7 protein-coding genes are annotated in these 15,639 nt (G+C 67.7%); all 7 read right to left on the reverse strand.

The window, feature by feature from the left end:
• Positions 1 to 112: 112 nt before the first annotated feature.
• Positions 113 to 1,756, reverse strand: coding sequence for a M4 family metallopeptidase (locus ACKTTN_RS00070; protein WP_407907840.1), 1,644 nt, complete (start codon positions 1,754 to 1,756; stop codon positions 113 to 115).
• Positions 1,757 to 1,856: 100 nt separating this feature from the next.
• Complete coding sequence (locus tag ACKTTN_RS00075; RefSeq protein WP_407907841.1) at positions 1,857 to 2,375, reverse strand: hypothetical protein; 519 nt, start codon at positions 2,373 to 2,375, stop codon at positions 1,857 to 1,859.
• Between the two features lie 3 nt (positions 2,376 to 2,378).
• Positions 2,379 to 2,831, reverse strand: coding sequence for an EF-hand domain-containing protein (locus ACKTTN_RS00080; RefSeq protein WP_407907842.1), 453 nt, complete (start codon positions 2,829 to 2,831; stop codon positions 2,379 to 2,381).
• Positions 2,828 to 4,024, reverse strand: coding sequence for a TIGR03032 family protein (locus ACKTTN_RS00085; protein WP_407907843.1), 1,197 nt, complete (start codon positions 4,022 to 4,024; stop codon positions 2,828 to 2,830). The genes ACKTTN_RS00080 and ACKTTN_RS00085 overlap by 4 nt, the downstream gene beginning before the upstream one ends.
• 86 nt (positions 4,025 to 4,110) lie before the next feature.
• Positions 4,111 to 11,142: a hypothetical protein gene (locus ACKTTN_RS00090; RefSeq protein WP_407907844.1), complete on the reverse strand. Its 7,032-nt coding sequence runs from the start codon at positions 11,140 to 11,142 to the stop codon at positions 4,111 to 4,113.
• A gap of 203 nt (positions 11,143 to 11,345) precedes the next feature.
• Entirely contained in the window at positions 11,346 to 14,471 is a 3,126-nt protein-coding gene (locus ACKTTN_RS00095; protein WP_407907845.1) for an efflux RND transporter permease subunit, read from the reverse strand.
• 100 nt (positions 14,472 to 14,571) lie between these two features.
• Complete coding sequence (locus tag ACKTTN_RS00100; RefSeq protein WP_407908679.1) at positions 14,572 to 15,627, reverse strand: efflux RND transporter periplasmic adaptor subunit; 1,056 nt, start codon at positions 15,625 to 15,627, stop codon at positions 14,572 to 14,574.
• Between the last annotated feature and the right edge of the window lie 12 nt (positions 15,628 to 15,639).

The raw sequence follows: 15,639 nt of genomic DNA on the forward strand, positions 1-15,639 counted from the left end.
TTGGCGAGCGCTCCGTCGGTCAGCCGAGCGCCTGTTGACGCCAAGCGTCCACGCTAAAACGAACGTGCCCGCCATGAAGGCGGGCACGTTACGAGCAGCTTTGAAGCAGCTATCAGTTCACGCTGACCGCACTCCACGCGGCGGCGACCGCGTTGTACTGCGGCGAACCGGCGCCGTACAGATCGGTGGCCGCGCTCAGGGTCGCTGCGCGTGCGCCGGCGTAGTTGGTGGTGGACGTCATGTACGTCGTCAGCGCGGTGTACCAGATCTTCTGCGCGGCATCGCGTCCGACGCCGACCAGCCCGGTGTTGCCGTTGCACACCAGCGACGCCGGCGTCAGGTTGTACGTCGTACCCGCACCGAAACCGGCTGGCACCACCGCGCCTTCGGCGAGCAGGTAGAAGAAGTGGTTGGCGACACCGGAGCTGTAGTGCACGTCGATGCTGCCGATGTTCGACGCGTAGCAGTCACGCGAACCGCCATCCAGGCTGGGCTTGAACATGTAGCGCAGTGCCTTGAGGCCGGTCGGATTGATCGCGTACGTCTTCTCGCCGATCAGGTAGTCCGGGCGATCGGTCGGATTGTTGGCGTAGAACTCGACCATCGTGCCGAAGATGTCCGACGTCGCCTCGTTCAGGCCGCCCGATTCGCCCGAATAGACGAGGTCGGCCGTGTGGCTCGTCACGCCGTGGCTCATCTCGTGGCCCGACACGTCGAGCACGGTCAGCGGGTTCGTCGAGATCCCGTCGCCATCGCCATACGTCATGCAGAAGCAGTTGTCCGACCAGAACGCGTTGTTGTAGTTGCGGCCGTAGTGCACGCGACTCATCGCGCCGACGCCGTCGTTGGCGATGCCGTTGCGGCCGTGCACGTTCTGGTAGTAGTCCCACGTCATCGCAACGCCGTACGCGACGTCGGCCGCCGCGGTCTGCGCGTTCGACTTCAGGCCGTTGCCCCAGATGTTGTCGGCGTCGACGACGAGCGTGCCGTTGCCGAACGTCTGCGTGCCCATGTTGGTAACGAACGCATCGCCGCGCGTCGTGTCACGCAGCTGGAAGTTGCCGTTGCCGCACTGGATCGTGGCGAGCGGGACGCTGCCCGAGGTGAACGTCACGCCGGTGCCGGTCTTCGCGGTCGCGCCCGCGCACAACGCCGGCGGGCCGTCCGGACCCTGGATCGCGGTCTCGATCGTGTCCCACTGGTCGAGCACGGCCGCGGTGCGCGCGTCGACGAAGTAATGCATGTCGGTCGGCGTCTGGTCCGCCTTCTTGCCCGAGAACGTCACCTCATACGCGAGCACCGGCGTGCCGCGGCGCGCGTAGATGACAAGGCGCGCGGCCGGCATGCCCACGAAGCCGGTACCGAAATGCGCACCCGCCTCGACGACGGCGCGATCGCGCGTCAGCAGCGGCAGGATGCCGGGACGCGCGGTCGTCGCGAGCGTCTGGCTCACGCCGATCGCCTGTCCGTTGCGCGAATGCACGACGAAGTCACCGCCGATCACCGGCAGGCCGCGATAGGTGCGCGCGAAGCGCACGTGCTCGGTGCCGCGACGGTCGACGGTCGCGTCCGCCGCGGTGAATGCGTCGGCGTCGGCGCGACGCAGTGTCGACGCCATCGGACCCTGCGCGAGGCCCAGTGCGCGCTGCGCGACGGCCGCGCGGGTGCCGGCGCCGAGCGTGCCCGCGCTGGCCGGGGCGGAAATTGCGAGCGCCGCGACGATCGCGGCAGTCAACGAACGGAGCGGATGCTGCATGGTCATTTCCCCTGGAACGATGGTGCCGGCCGAGTCGACTGCGGCGCGACGGATGAGCCGCGATGCGGCCCGGACGACAGCGAAATCAAGTTGCCGATCTTCATGCGCGACGCTGGACCGGCGTTACAACGCTCGCCACCGGCATGAGCCGGGCGTCGTCGAAATAGGAGATGCGCAACGCGAAGCCGCGCGGCGAATGGCCGATGAAGACGAAACCGTCTTCGATCGCCCGCGTGTAGCGCGACGCGAGTTCGCGGTTTTCGAACTCCAGCACGACGCCCACGGACTCCGGCTGCTCCAGCGATGCGTTGTACGCGGCGAGCACCTGTCGCGACGCCAGCGCGAATCCGCGCGTGGCCCGCTGCCCGCGGTGGCTCTCGGCGAAGAACTGGCGGTAGTAGTAGACGTGCTGGCGCAACCGCGGCAGGACACGCAGCGTCGCCGTGGAGACGCCCCATAACGCGCCGTGGGCGTCACGCGCGATCGCGACCGCCTGCAGCGCGCGCTGCTCCGCCGCCTCACGCGTGGGCAACGCGCCGTGGCGCAGCCAGAAGTCGGCGAGCTCCGCCTGCAACTCGGGCGTTACCTGCTTCCAGACGGCGGTCGTGTCGACGGACATCGATCAATGCCCCTTCGGCGCCGCCGCTGGCGCAGGCGTCGCCGGCGTGCGCGGCGCGAGCGCCTGCACCAGGCCGATGTACTCCACGAAGCTCAGGCGCTTGTCGTAGTTCATGTCGAAGCGTGACAGCGGCGCCGCGGCGCCCTGCTGCTTGGCGAGCGCCACGCCGGCGTATTCCTTTGCATCGATGTTGCCGTCATGGTCCGCATCGAGATGCTGGAACTGCGCGCGCAGGCGCTGCTCGGTTTCCATGCGCGCCTGCAGCCGCGCCCAGCCCTGCCGGAATTCGTCGCGGGTGAGCGAGCCGTTGTGGTCGGCATCCCATGCAGCGAACACCGCGTCGACCTGCGTCGTCGGCGCCTTCGCCGCGGGCGCGGGCGCGGGGGCGGACGTGGCGGCGACGGCGAGCGCCGGAGAAACCAGTGCAACTGCTAGGACGATGCTGAAACGCGTCATGGTGCGAGCTCCGCGCCGGGAATGGCGGATTCGAAAGTGATGAGGTCGCGGATCTCGGCGGTGCGCAGCCCGATCATCATCGGATTGCGGACACCCGGCAGGAAGCTGATGTCGAACAGCTCGGTGACATCGCCTTCGAAGCGGATCCAGTTCAGGACGTCGCCATTGGTGAGCGACACGATCTGCACGCCGCACCAAGGATCCGCGTCGCGCTTGCGCAGTTCGTCATCGAGAGCGAGCCCCTCGAAGCGCTGGTTGCGTGGCTTCGACAGGCCGACCGCGGCGACATTGCCGGCGATCGACAGTCCGCGCGCGAAGCCCGGCACGAACGCTAGCGGCACGAACGCCTTCTTCTCGAAGTCGACCCAACCGAGGTGGCCGGTGCCGGCGTTCAATACCCACAATTTGCCGTTCGCCCAGCGCGGCGAATGCGGCATCGACAGGCCTTCGCAAACGATCTCGTCGGTTTCGATATCGATCACCACGCCACCATCGCGGCGGCGATCACGCCAACCGTCGACGCTGTCGCTGCGGCATACGGCGGTCACGTACTTCGGCCGGCCGTCGACCATCGCCAATCCATTCAGATGGCAACGATCTTCCGGCGCGAGGCGGCTGATGAACGCCGGTTTCCAGATCGCCTTGAAGCTGTGCGTCGGGCTCAGCTCGGCAAGGCAGGAATATTTGGTATTGACGAACACGACGCGGCCGTCGCTTCGGATGCCGAGCTCGTGGATGTCGAGATCGCCGATGGTCTGCGCGTTGCGCGGCACGTAGCACTTGTCGTACTGGCCGTGGATGACCTCGTTCGACCGCAGCACGTTCTCGAAGCGCCACAACTGGTACAGGCCACCCAGGTAGATGCGCTGCGCGTTGCCGACGACGCCCATCGCACGTTCGAAAATGCGTTCGAAGAACGAAACCCGGCCCTGCGCATCGCTGCCCACCAGGTACAAGCGACCGCTCTGGTACGACGAGATCGCCAGCGACATGCGGTTCTGCGCGAGCCAACCTGCAAGGCCGCGCGAGCAGCTCTTGTCGACCTTGAGCTGGGTCAGATCAACCGGCGGCTTGACGGCCGCTGCGCCCACCGCCGGGGCTTCCGCACCGACGGTGTCGAGCCGCGCCTGCGAGTCCGCGGGCTCGCTGTTTTCGTTGATCGGCGTTGCGTCCGCGCCTTTCTCGGTCGCCACGTGAAACTCCAGAAGTCGAACATCGATCGAGTATGCCAGCGCCTCGAAAGGCTCGGCCGGCGGACGAATCCGCCGGCCGCGAAGCATCACCAGGTGTAGCGCATGATCAGCTGGCCGCCGAGGAAGTCCCGCAGCGCGCCGCCGTCGGTCCAGTCGACGCCACCCGTCAGGCTGATGCCGTGGATCTGCATACCGACGCCGAGGTTGATCATGGCGCTGGTGCCTTCGGTGCTCGTGGTGCCACGGAAGACGCCGTCGATGTCGTACGACGTTTCGCCGTCGAACTCACGAACCGCGCTTACCGCGCCGTACGGCGTCCACGTCACCGCACCGCTGTGAAGCACGGTGTTGAACTCGACGCCGAGACGCGCGCGGCTCGAATCGCCACCGTCGGCGGAAAACACCGCCGTCGCGCCGTCGATCGCGTCGATGTTGTCGACTGTGCTGCGCGTGTACTGCGCCTGCGGCACGACGTTGACACCCGCGAACGACAGTCCGCCGAACCCGGCCTCGACATTCCATGCCGTGCCGTCGCCACGCGTGGTCTGACGACCAGCCGACGAATCCATCTTGGCCGTGAAGCTGTTCCAGCGGTACGACACATCGACATAGGTGCCGTTCGAGCCGAACCAGCTGCCGTAGAGGCCGGACGTTTCACCGCGCAGGTGGTCCGTACCCGTGCGCGCCACCTGGTTCTGGCTGGAATCGGCCTCGCCGACGAGCACGCCGACATGCACGCCGCCGCCGACATGCGCGTCGAAGCCGACTTCGGTGCCATGCGTGGACTGGTCGAAGCGAAGGTCGCCCTGCGAGCCCATGGTCGCGCCGACGTTTTCCGGTGCGATGCGACCGTGTTCGCCGAACGCGCGTACCCAGGGCCCAAGACCGACGCGACCCTCGTCGCGCGACGGGTCGAAGCCCATGCGCTGGCGCCATGTGCCGACCTGCGAGGTCATGAGGCTGTGCGCAGCGGGCGCGACGGTGGCGGCAAGCGCGCCCGACGTATTCAGGCCGGCGACGTCGAGACCGACGTAGAACACATCGGCAGCGGCGTTGCTGGTCGACAACGAACTGGTCACGCCGACCTGCAGGTCGAGGAAGTCGGCCGGCGAATAGCCGATCACGCGCCCGCCGACGAACGAACCCGCGGTGGAATCTCCCGTCACCCGAGCGAACTCGGTCGGCGTGAGGCTGCCGTCCGGAAGACCCGTGAACGATACGTCGACCGTCTGCACCGTGTTCGGCGCGACGTTGCCATTCACGACGAGGTGGTCGGCCGTGCCGCCTTGCGGATCGAGATCCACCGCGATGCGACCCGAGCCCGCGAGGTTGCCCTTCAGCGTCAAGGTGTCGGTCGCGCTGCCGTTGGCCATGTCGATCAGGCCGCTGTTGGTGAACGACTTGGCGTTCGCCGTGCCCATGTCGATCAGCCCGGTGTCGAGTACCTGCAACGTGCCGGCGTTCGCGAACACGTTACCCGCCGTGCTCGTGCCGAAATCGATCGATCCGCCGCTGAGCAGCAATGTGCCGCCTGCCGCGTTGGTCAGTGTGTCGTCGCCCGCACCGAAAGCGATCGCGCCGCCGTCGAGCGTCAGGTTGCCGTTCGCGGCGTTCACCAGGCTGTCGTTGCCGTCGCCGAAGTCGGTCGAGGCGTTCGACACCGTCCACGTGCCGCCCGCGTTGTTGACGAACCGGTCATCGCCGGCACCGGTGATTACCGCGCCGGTGATGTCGCCGCTGTTGCGGATGTCCTGCACGCCGGCATCGCCACGCACCGCGATGGCCGCATCACCATCCGCCACCGGCGACAGCGTGCCCGAGTTGAGCAGCGTGCCGGCCGTGTCAAAACTGATCGCGACGGCGGCGGTGTCGTTGGTCGCGGTGATCAGGCCACGGTTGTCGATGACGACGCTGCCGGATCCGCCTGCTTCGACGCCGATCGCTTCGTTATAGAGCGATGTCGAGGAGATCGTGCCGGTGTTGAGCAGCGACACCGCGCCCGGACCGTTCGCGATCGACACACCGATCGCCGACGCGTAACCCTCTGCATCGATCGTCGAGCGGTTCTCGATGGCCAACGTGCCGTAGCCGATCGCATTGATGCCCGTTGCCGCGCCGTAGTTCGACGTCGCCGTGGTCGCACCACGGTTGAGCACGCTCGCGTTCGCATAGGTTTGAACGAGGATGCCGTTGGCGATGTTGTACGCCGTGGCATCGATCGGCGCTGCGTTGTCGATCGTGAGCAGGCCGTTGCTGCCCGCCATGATGCCGTACGCATTGCCGGCGACCGACGTGGCGGTGATGCTGCCGCCAGCAGTCGCCACCGTGGCGCTGCCGTTGCCGAACGCATTGACGCCAAAGGCGACGACATCGCCATTGACGGTGAGCGCACCGCTGTTGCGAACGGTCGCGTCGCCGCCGTTGTTGGCGACAAGGCCGAGCGCCATGCCCTGCGAATCGACCTGCACGCTGCCGGCATTGATCGCCAGACCGTTGCCGTTGCCATTCACGCCGAGACCGGCCGCGCGGGTGGCGCCCGACACGATGAGCGTTCCGGTGTTGCGTGCGCTCGCACTCGTGTCGCTCAGCGCGATCGCGCCGGCGGCGGAATCGCCGCTGACGTTGGCGGCGCCCGAATTCACGAACGAGGCCATCGTCGTCGCGTTTAGGTAGGCGCCGTATGCGTCCGCGCCAGTGACGTTGATATCACCACTGCTGCTGACGGTAACGCTGTCGCCCGTCGCGGCGATGCCGTACGCGCCGGTGGAACCGGTAACGGTGATCGAGCCGCTGTTGGTGGCCGACACGTTGGCGGCTGCGAGATCAAGACCAATGGCGCCGCTGTAGTCGGACTGCGCGCCGATCGTGCCGCCGTTTGTGAGCGCGATTGCATCGGTGGCGCGAGCCACGACTGCCGTGGCGACGCCGTAGGTGGACGTCGCCTGCACCAGACCCGTGCTGCTGGCGTCGACCGCACCACCACCCTGTGCGAGCACACCGATCGCGTCGCCGTACTTGCCCAGTGCGTAGACGTCGCCGGCATTCGAAATGCCAACGTCGCCGGCCGTCGCACGGGTACGCACGCCGTATGCGCCGTAAATGCCGACCCCGGCGATGGACCCGGTGTTGTCCACCCGGACGTCGCCGTTCGTTGCAGTGAGGAAGACCGCTTCCGAGCTGAAGCCCGACGCGCTGCCAACACCCAGCGACGTGATGTCGCCGCTGTTGGTCAGGCGCACGTCCCCGTAGGTCGAGGTGCCACGCACGCCGACCGAGGGGAAGTAGTACGCCGCCGTCGAGATGCCACCGGCATTGTCGATTGCGACATCGCCCTGCACGGCGCGACCGAACACGCCCAGCGCGATCGCGCCGTAAGCGTCGACGAGGCCGTTCGCCATGTTCGAGATAACGACGTCACCGGCGCCCGACTGTGCGCTCACCGCGTAGGCGAACGCCGCCTGCGCACCGACGTAGCCATTGTTCGACACGCTCGCGCCGTACTGACCGCGCGCGTCGATGGCGTTTGCCCCGTAGCCGCTACTGGCAATCACGGTGCCGGTGTTGTCGACATGTGCAGTGCCACCCGACGACGACGCCACGAGTCCGGACGCGTAGTAGCCATTACCGTACGAGGTGGCACGCACGTCGCCGCCGTTGACCACCGCCGCAAGACCGGCAGCCGACGTCGCGACCACGCCATCGACCGTGCCGTAGCCGTAGACGCCAACGGCGGCGGTGTTGCCGACGCTCGTTGCCGCGTCGCCTGCACCCAGGATGCCGGTGGTCGCGAAGTACGGCGACATCGAGTTGACCGTGACCGCGCCGCTATTGGTCAGGTCGACCGTGCTGCCCGCGCCGGTGGCGATCGCCTCGATACCGGTGGCGATGTAGTACGCGTTGGTCGTGACGTCGCCGGCGTTGACGAGGTCGATATTCCCCGCGTCGTAGTTGGTCGACACATGGATGCCGGTCGCGACCGCGGACGTCGCGATGTCGCCGATGGTCAGCGCGCCGTCGTTGGTCAGCCCAGCCGTGCCGTCCGAGCGCACGTCGATGCCGTTGGCGTAGTAGCCGTTGGCGGTGATCGCACCGTGGTTGGTGATCAACGCACCGCCGGTACCGGCGTGCACGCTGATGCCTGTGGCCGACGAGCCGTAGCCGCCACCGACGCTGACGTCGAGCGCACCGCTGTTGGTCACCGTCGCGAGCCCAGTACCGCTGCTCGCGTAGATGCCGAAAGCGCCGCCATGCGTGGCCTGCGAATTCACGTCGCCGCCGTTGTCGACGGTCACGCCGTTGAGTGCCTGTGCCTCGATGCCCGCCGACCACGAGTAGCCCGACACGCGCATCGCGCCGGTGTTCACGACGTTCAGATCGTTTGCATACGCGAAGATGCCATCGGCGGTGGCGTAGGCCGAACTCACGTCGATGCCACCACCACTGACCACGCTGACGACGTCGCCAACCGCGGCGATGCCGGTCGCGTCGGCGTAGCCCGTCGCGTTGATGGGGCCGCTGTTGGTGACTGCGATCGTCGTCGCGGCGAGGTCGAGCCCAACCGCCGCGCCGTAGTAGGACTGCGCGCCAATGGAGCCGCTGTTGTTGACGGTGACCGCGCCATTCGAACGCGCAAAGACCGCGGAGGCGACGCCGTCGGCGGACTTCGCCTGTATGTCGCCGCTGCTCGTGATGTCGACCGGCCCGTTCGCCTGGGCGCTTACGCCGAGCGCGTCGCCATGGTTGGCCACGGCTTCGATGTTCAGCGTGTTGTCGATGCCGATGCTGCCGGCCGTGGCGCGCGTACGCACGCCGTACGCACCGTACTCGCCGTACGCGTAGACCGATCCGCTGTTGTCGACGTGGATATCGCCGTGGGTGGCGGTCAGCAGGACCGCTTCCGCACTCAAGCCCGATGCGCTGCCATAACCAATGGACGTGATGTCGAGGCTGTTGTCCAGGCTGACGTCGCCGTACGTGGAGGTGCCGAGCACACCCACCGACGGAAGCAGGCCGGCAACGGTCAGGATCTGCCCGGCGTTGTCGATCGCGACATCGCCCTGCACTGCCTGACCGAAGACGCCGATTGCGAGCCCGCCGTACGCAGCGATGCCTCCGTTCGCGGTGTTGGTGATGGCGACATCACCGGCGCCGGAGCGGGCGCCCACGCTGTAGGCCAGAAACGCGTTCGCCTGCACGACGCCGTCGTTCGAAACGCTCGCGCCGTACTGACCGTTGACGTCGATGCCGTTGGCCGAATAGCCGCCGAGCGCGACGACATTGCCGACGTTGTCGACATGCGCCGTACCGCCGGACGACGAAGCGACCAGGCCCGACGTGACGTAATAGCCGCTGCTGGACAACGCCTCCGTGTGGACGTCGCCCGCGTTCACGACCGTTGCCGCGCCCGTGGCGGAGGTCGCGACGATGCCGTCGATCGTGCCGTAGCCATACACGCTCACACGTGCGCCGTTGTCGACGCGCGTCGCCGCGTCGCCGGAAGCGGTGATGCCGGTGGCCGTGGTGTACGGCGAACGCGTATTGACCGTGATCGCACCTGCGTTGCTGACGCCCACCGTGCTGCCCGCGCCCGTCGCGATCGCCTCGATGCCGGTGGCGATGTACACCGCACCGACGGTGATATCGCCGGCGTTGAAGACATCGATGTTGCCGGCGTCGTACGCGGTCGATGCGTGGATGCCGGTCGCGACGATCGAGCTGTAGACCCCGCCGATCGTCAGCGCGCCGTAGTTGGTCAGACTTGCGGTGCCGTCCGAGCGGACGTCGATGCCGTTGGCGTAATAACCCGTCGCGGTGATGTCGCCGCGGTTGTCGACGCGCGCGCCGCCCGTGCCGGCTTGCACGCCGATACCGGTCGCGACGGAGCCATAGCCGCCGCCCGTCATCACATAGAGCGCGCCGGTATTCGTGACCGTGGCAAGGCCGGTGCCGCTGCTCGCATACACACCGAACGCGAGGCCCGTGGCGGCCTGCGAGTACACGTTGCCGCTATTGTCGACGCTGACGCCGTTGATGGCTTGGGCTTCGATGCCGGCCGCCCACGAATCGGCGCGCGCGAGAATGGTCCCGGAATTCACTACGCCGACGTCGTCGCCGGAGGCAAAGATGCCATCGGCCGTTCCGTTGAACGCTTCGACGTCCAGCAGGCCGCTGTTGTTGACCGTGATCGCGCCGCCGGTCGACGTGTAGATGCCGGTCGCATTGCCGAGCGTGGAAATGACGCCGACGTCGCGCGAGTTGACCACGTCGATGCCGCCGGCGACCGAGTTCGCCGCGATGCCCGATGCGGCGTACTTGCCGTCCGTGCTGATCGCCGCGCCGTTGTCGATGTGGATGTCGCCGGCGCCGGAATACACCGCGATGCCGTGCGCGAACGTGGTGCCGGACGCGGCCAGCGCACCGGTGTTGGTGATGTCGATCGGCCCGTTGCCGCCGCTCACGTTGATCGCGCTGGCCGGCCCGTACGCGGCCATCGCGGCGCTGCTGGATACGTCGATCGCACCGCTGTTGGTCACGATGACCGCGCCCGCCGCCGTGGCGTCGATGCCACTCGCGGAGCTCGTCGAACGCCCGGTGATGGCGCCGGTGTTGTAGACGCCGACGGCGTCGCCGAGAGCGTAGATCCCGATCGCGCCGTCACCCTCCTGGGCCGTGCCAAGCGCAATGGCTGCATCGTTGGTGATCGCGACGCCGCCACCGACGGCGCGGCCGCCGATGCCGACCATCGACGCACTGCCGGGCGTTGCGGAGTCGATCGTGATGTCGCCGGTGTTGCTGACGTGCAGGTTGACGCCCGACGCGTAACCGCTCACGCCAACGGTGTACCCCGTGGCAGCGGCGTAGGTGACCGGCGTGCTGTTGTCGACAATCACGTCGCCCGGCTGCGGCGGAGGCACCGCGCCACTGGTGGCGAGCGAGTGCGCTGGCGCGACGAGCGTGAGGTCATGCACCGGATAGTGCTGGCCGGCGGCCATGGGGACGCGATGGACCGCCGACGGGGCGACCGGAGCGGCGGCGAACGCCATGCCGGGGCCCGCGAGGGCGACGGCGGCGACCGAGGCGGCGAGCGCATGTCGGATCGCCGATGCGACCGGTGCCATGCGGATGACGCGCGACTTCCCAGCTCCGGCCCGGGCGGCCAGCTTCCTACCTTGCATCGAATTTCCCCCTGACGAACGACCGGCCGCGTCCACGTCGGGACAGCGGCTACGCTTTTGTGACACCGATCATAAGCGGGCGAAAACGGGAAAAGAAAGTGCTACCGGCCAGCGATGGTCACTTTGGGCGCATGGTCCTGTCTCAGTCAGTGGTGATCCGCCGCCTGCGGCGTACTCGCCTCCAGAGCTGCCAGCTCTTGCGTCACCGCTTCAGGCGAGCGCGTGTACTTGGCGAGCAGAACGTAGAACGCGGGAACCACGAACAGCGAGAGCAGCGTGGAGAACGAGACGCCGAAGATCACCACGACACCGATCGCGGCGCGGCTTGCCGAACCCGGGCCGCCGGCGAGCACCAGCGGCACCGCGCCGACGACGGTCGCGATCGACGTCATCAGGATCGGTCGCAGGCGCACGCTCGCGCTTTCGACGATGGCCTGGTGGATCGTGCGGCCTTCGTCGCGCAACTGGTTGGCGAACTCGACGATCAGGATGCCGTTCTTCGCCGCCAGGCCGACCAGCATGACGATGCCGATCTGGCTGAACAGGTTGAGCGTGCCGTGCGTGATCCAGATGCCGAGCAGCGCGCCGAGCACGCCCAGCGGCACCGTCAGCATGATCACCAGCGGATGGATGAAGCTTTCGAACTGCGCGGCTAGCACGAGGAAGACGACGAGCAGCGCGAGCGCGAACGTCAGCACGACGGCGCCGCCGGCCTGCTGGTATTCACGCGACTCCCCCTTCCAATCGATCTGCGCCTCGGCCGGCAATTCCTCGCGAGTCGCCTGCTGCAGGAAAGTGATCGCGTCACCCATGCGATAGCCCGGCGCAAGACCGGCACTGAGCGTGATCGCGCGCAGGCGATTGAAGCGATTGAGGCTACCGGGCTCGGCGACTTCGCGCAGCGTGACGAGGTTGGACAGCGGCACCAGCGAGCCGTCGCGCGCACGCACCTGGATCTGTTCGAGATCGGCCGGCGACCCACGCGCGACCCGATCGGCCTGCACGATGACGTCGTATTCCTCGCCGTTCTGCACGAACGTGGTGACGCGACTGCTGCCCATCATCGTTTCCAGCGCGTGGCCGATGTCGGTGACGCTGATTCCGAGGTCCGCCGCGCGACCGCGATCGATCTCGACGTGCATCTGCGGACGCGTTTCCTTGTAATCCGAGTCGACGCCGGTGAAGCCGGGGTTCTGCTCCATGCGCGCCTGCAGCGCGTCACGCCACTTCACCAGCTGCGCGTAGTCGGGGCCGCCGAGCACGATGTTCACGGGCTGGCCGCGCGTACGCACCAGGCCGCCACTCACCTGCGTGGCGACCTTGACCCCCGGCAGCTTCGAGAAATCCTTCTTCAGGCCGTCGGCGATGTCCGCGGTGCTGGCCTTGCGCTTGTCCCAGTCCTGCAGGAACACGGCGATGCGGCCGGTATGCATTTCCTCGCTGCCGCCGAAACCGCCCGGCACGCGGGGGTTGTAGCGCGCGATGTCTTTTCCCGCGCCGGTGCGCGCGGCGATGATCTTCTCGACCTGCTGCACCTGCCCGACCGTGTAGTCGAAGCCCGCGCCTTCGGGGCCGGTGATCATCACCTGGAAGAACCCGCGATCTTCAGCGGGCGCCAGTTCCGACGGCACGACCTTGAACAGCACGAAGCTCGCGGCCATCGCGACCAGCATCAATGCACCGAACATCCACGGGCGATCGACGCTGCGGTCGAGGAAGCGCTGGTAACGCGCGCTCACCACTTCCAAGCGCGTGTTCACCCAGCGTGTCGCGGGATTCGCCTTCTCTTCGTTGTGCGGACGCACGAGCTTGGACGACATCATCGGCGTCAGCGTCAGCGCGACGAACGCCGACAGCGCCACGGCGCCGGCCAGCGCAACCGACAGTTCGCGGAACAGGCGGCCGGTGTTGCCCTGCATGAAGCCGATCGGCAGGAACACCGACACCAGCACCGCGGTCGTCGCGATCACCGCGAACGCCACCTGCTTGGTGCCGCGCGCTGCGGCGACGAGCCGCGGCTCGCCGAGATCGGAACGACGCTGGATGTTCTCCAGCACCACGATCGCGTCGTCGACCACCAGACCGATACACAACACCAGCGCGAGCAGCGTCAGCAGGTTGATCGAGTAGCCGAACGCATACAGCGGAATGAACGCCGCGATCAGGCACACCGGCACGGTCACCGCGGGGATCAGCGCGGCGCGGAAGCTGCCGAGGAACAGCCAGATCACCACGAGCACGAGGATGATCGCCTCGGCGAGCGTGTGATAGACGCGGTCGACCGCGGCGTCGATGAACGTGGTGGTATCGAACGCGACGAAGATGTCGGTGCCCGGCGGCAGCGACGGACGGATGTCGTCGGCCGCGGCGCGCGCGGCGCGCGCGACGTCGAGACTGTTCGCGGTCGACGTCTTGATGATGCCGAGGCCGATGTTGTTCTCGCCGTTGCTGCGGTAGTACGCGCGCCGCTCGGCGGATGTGAGTTCGACACGCGCGACGTCGCCGAGGCGGATCACGTAACCGTCGTCGCCCTTCTTCAGCGGGATCTGCGCGAAGTCGGTGGGCTTCTGGTAGTTGCGCGCCACGCGCAGGGTGAAGTCGCGCGTCTGCGATTCGATGCGGCCGGCCGGGAGCTCGACGTTCTCTGCGCGTAACGCGCTCTCGATGTCGTTCACCGTGATGCCGCGCGCGGCCATGCCGTCGCGATCGAGCCAGATGCGCATCGCATAACGCTGTTCGCCGCCGATGCGCACCTGCGCCACGCCTTCGAGCGCGGCGAGGCGATCGACGATGTAGCGGTCGGCGTAATCCGACAGCTGCAGCGTGTTCATCGACTTGCTGCTCATGTTGAGCCAGATGATCGGATCGGCGTCGCTTTCCACCTTCGCGATCTGCGGCGCGTCCGCTTCGTCGGGCAGCCGGTCGAGCACGCGGCTCACGGCGTCGCGCACGTCGTTGGCGGCCGCTTCCATGTCGCGCGACAGCTTGAATTCGATCGAGATCGACGAGCGCCCGTTGATGCTGCGCGAGTCGATCGACTCGACGCCCTCGATGCCCGACAGCGCGTCTTCCAGCACCTGCGTGATGCGCGTTTCGACGACGCTGGCCGATGCGCCTTCATAGCTGACGTCGACCGACACCACCGGCGGATCGATCGCCGGCAATTCGCGCAGCGTGAGGCGGCTGAACGCCATCACGCCCAGCGTGATGAGCAGCAGGCTCATCACGGTCGCGAAGACGGGACGGCGAATCGAGAGATCGGACAGGTTCATCGCGAGGGCTTCTGCACGTCGCGCCCGCATGCAGGCGGCGTCGGAGGGCGCCCGCTGCGCGGGCGGCGGGAAAGGCCGGGCACCCAGCGCCCGGCGCGGGTCACGCGGCCTTGCCGCGCGGCGCCTTGGCGACGTCGCTGATCTTCGCGCCGGGTTTCAGCTTGCCGGTGCCGTCGACCACGATGGTGTCGCCCGCGGCAACGCCCGACAGCACCTCGACGCGACCGTTGCTGCGCGTGCCGAGCTTGACGTCGGCGCGCTCGGCGACGTTGTTGCGCACGCGGAAGACATACGAATCGCTGCCGACCTGCACCACCGCGATCTCCGGGATCAGCAGCGCGGGGCGCTCGGCGCGGGCGACGTCGACCTGCAGCAGCATGCCCGGCTTGAGCGCGTGGTCGGTATTCGGGAACTGGCCGCGCACGGTGACGGCGCGTGTGGTCGGGTCGATGCGCGCGTCGATCGTCGCGACGGTGCCGTCGAACTGGCGACCGGTATACGCCGCGGCGCGGCCCGTCAGCGATTCACCGACCGAGACCTGCGACAGCTGCGTCTCCGGCACCGGGAAGTCGACGAAGACGGTGTCCAGATCGTCGAGCGTGGTGATCACCGTGCCCGGCGTCACCAGCGAACCGGGGCTCACCTGACGCAGGCCGAGCACGCCGGTGAACGGCGCACGGATCACGCGATCGGAGGCCTGCGCGCGCATCTGCGCGACGCGGGCGATGGCGGCGTCGCGCACGGCGCGTTGCGTGTCGAGCTGCGAGCGCGCGATGAGCTGCTGCGTGGCGAGCGATGCCTGCCGGTTGTAGAGGTCGCTCGCCTCCTTCGCAGCGGCCTCGGCCGAGCGCAGCTGCGCCTGCTCGGAATCGCCGACCAGCGTGATCAGTGGCGCGCCGGCGCGCACGACGTCACCGCTGTCGAAATGCACGGCCTGCACCTTCTGCGACACGCTGGCGGTGACGGTCACCGATTCGCGCGCACGCACGGTGCCGAGCGCCTGCAACGTGTCGACGAAGGGCTGGGACCGGACGAGCTCCGTGGTCACCGTGACCGGACGGTCACCGCCGCCCTTGCTGCCTTCCTTGGCGGCGTTGGCCCGGTCACCGCAGCCCGTCAGGACCAGGGCCGCCACGAGGGCCGGGAACACCAGAATCGATCGCATGCG

It is taken from the genome of Lysobacter claricitrinus (genome assembly GCF_045866565.1).
Taxonomy (GTDB): Bacteria; Pseudomonadota; Gammaproteobacteria; order Xanthomonadales; family Xanthomonadaceae; genus Cognatilysobacter; species Cognatilysobacter claricitrinus.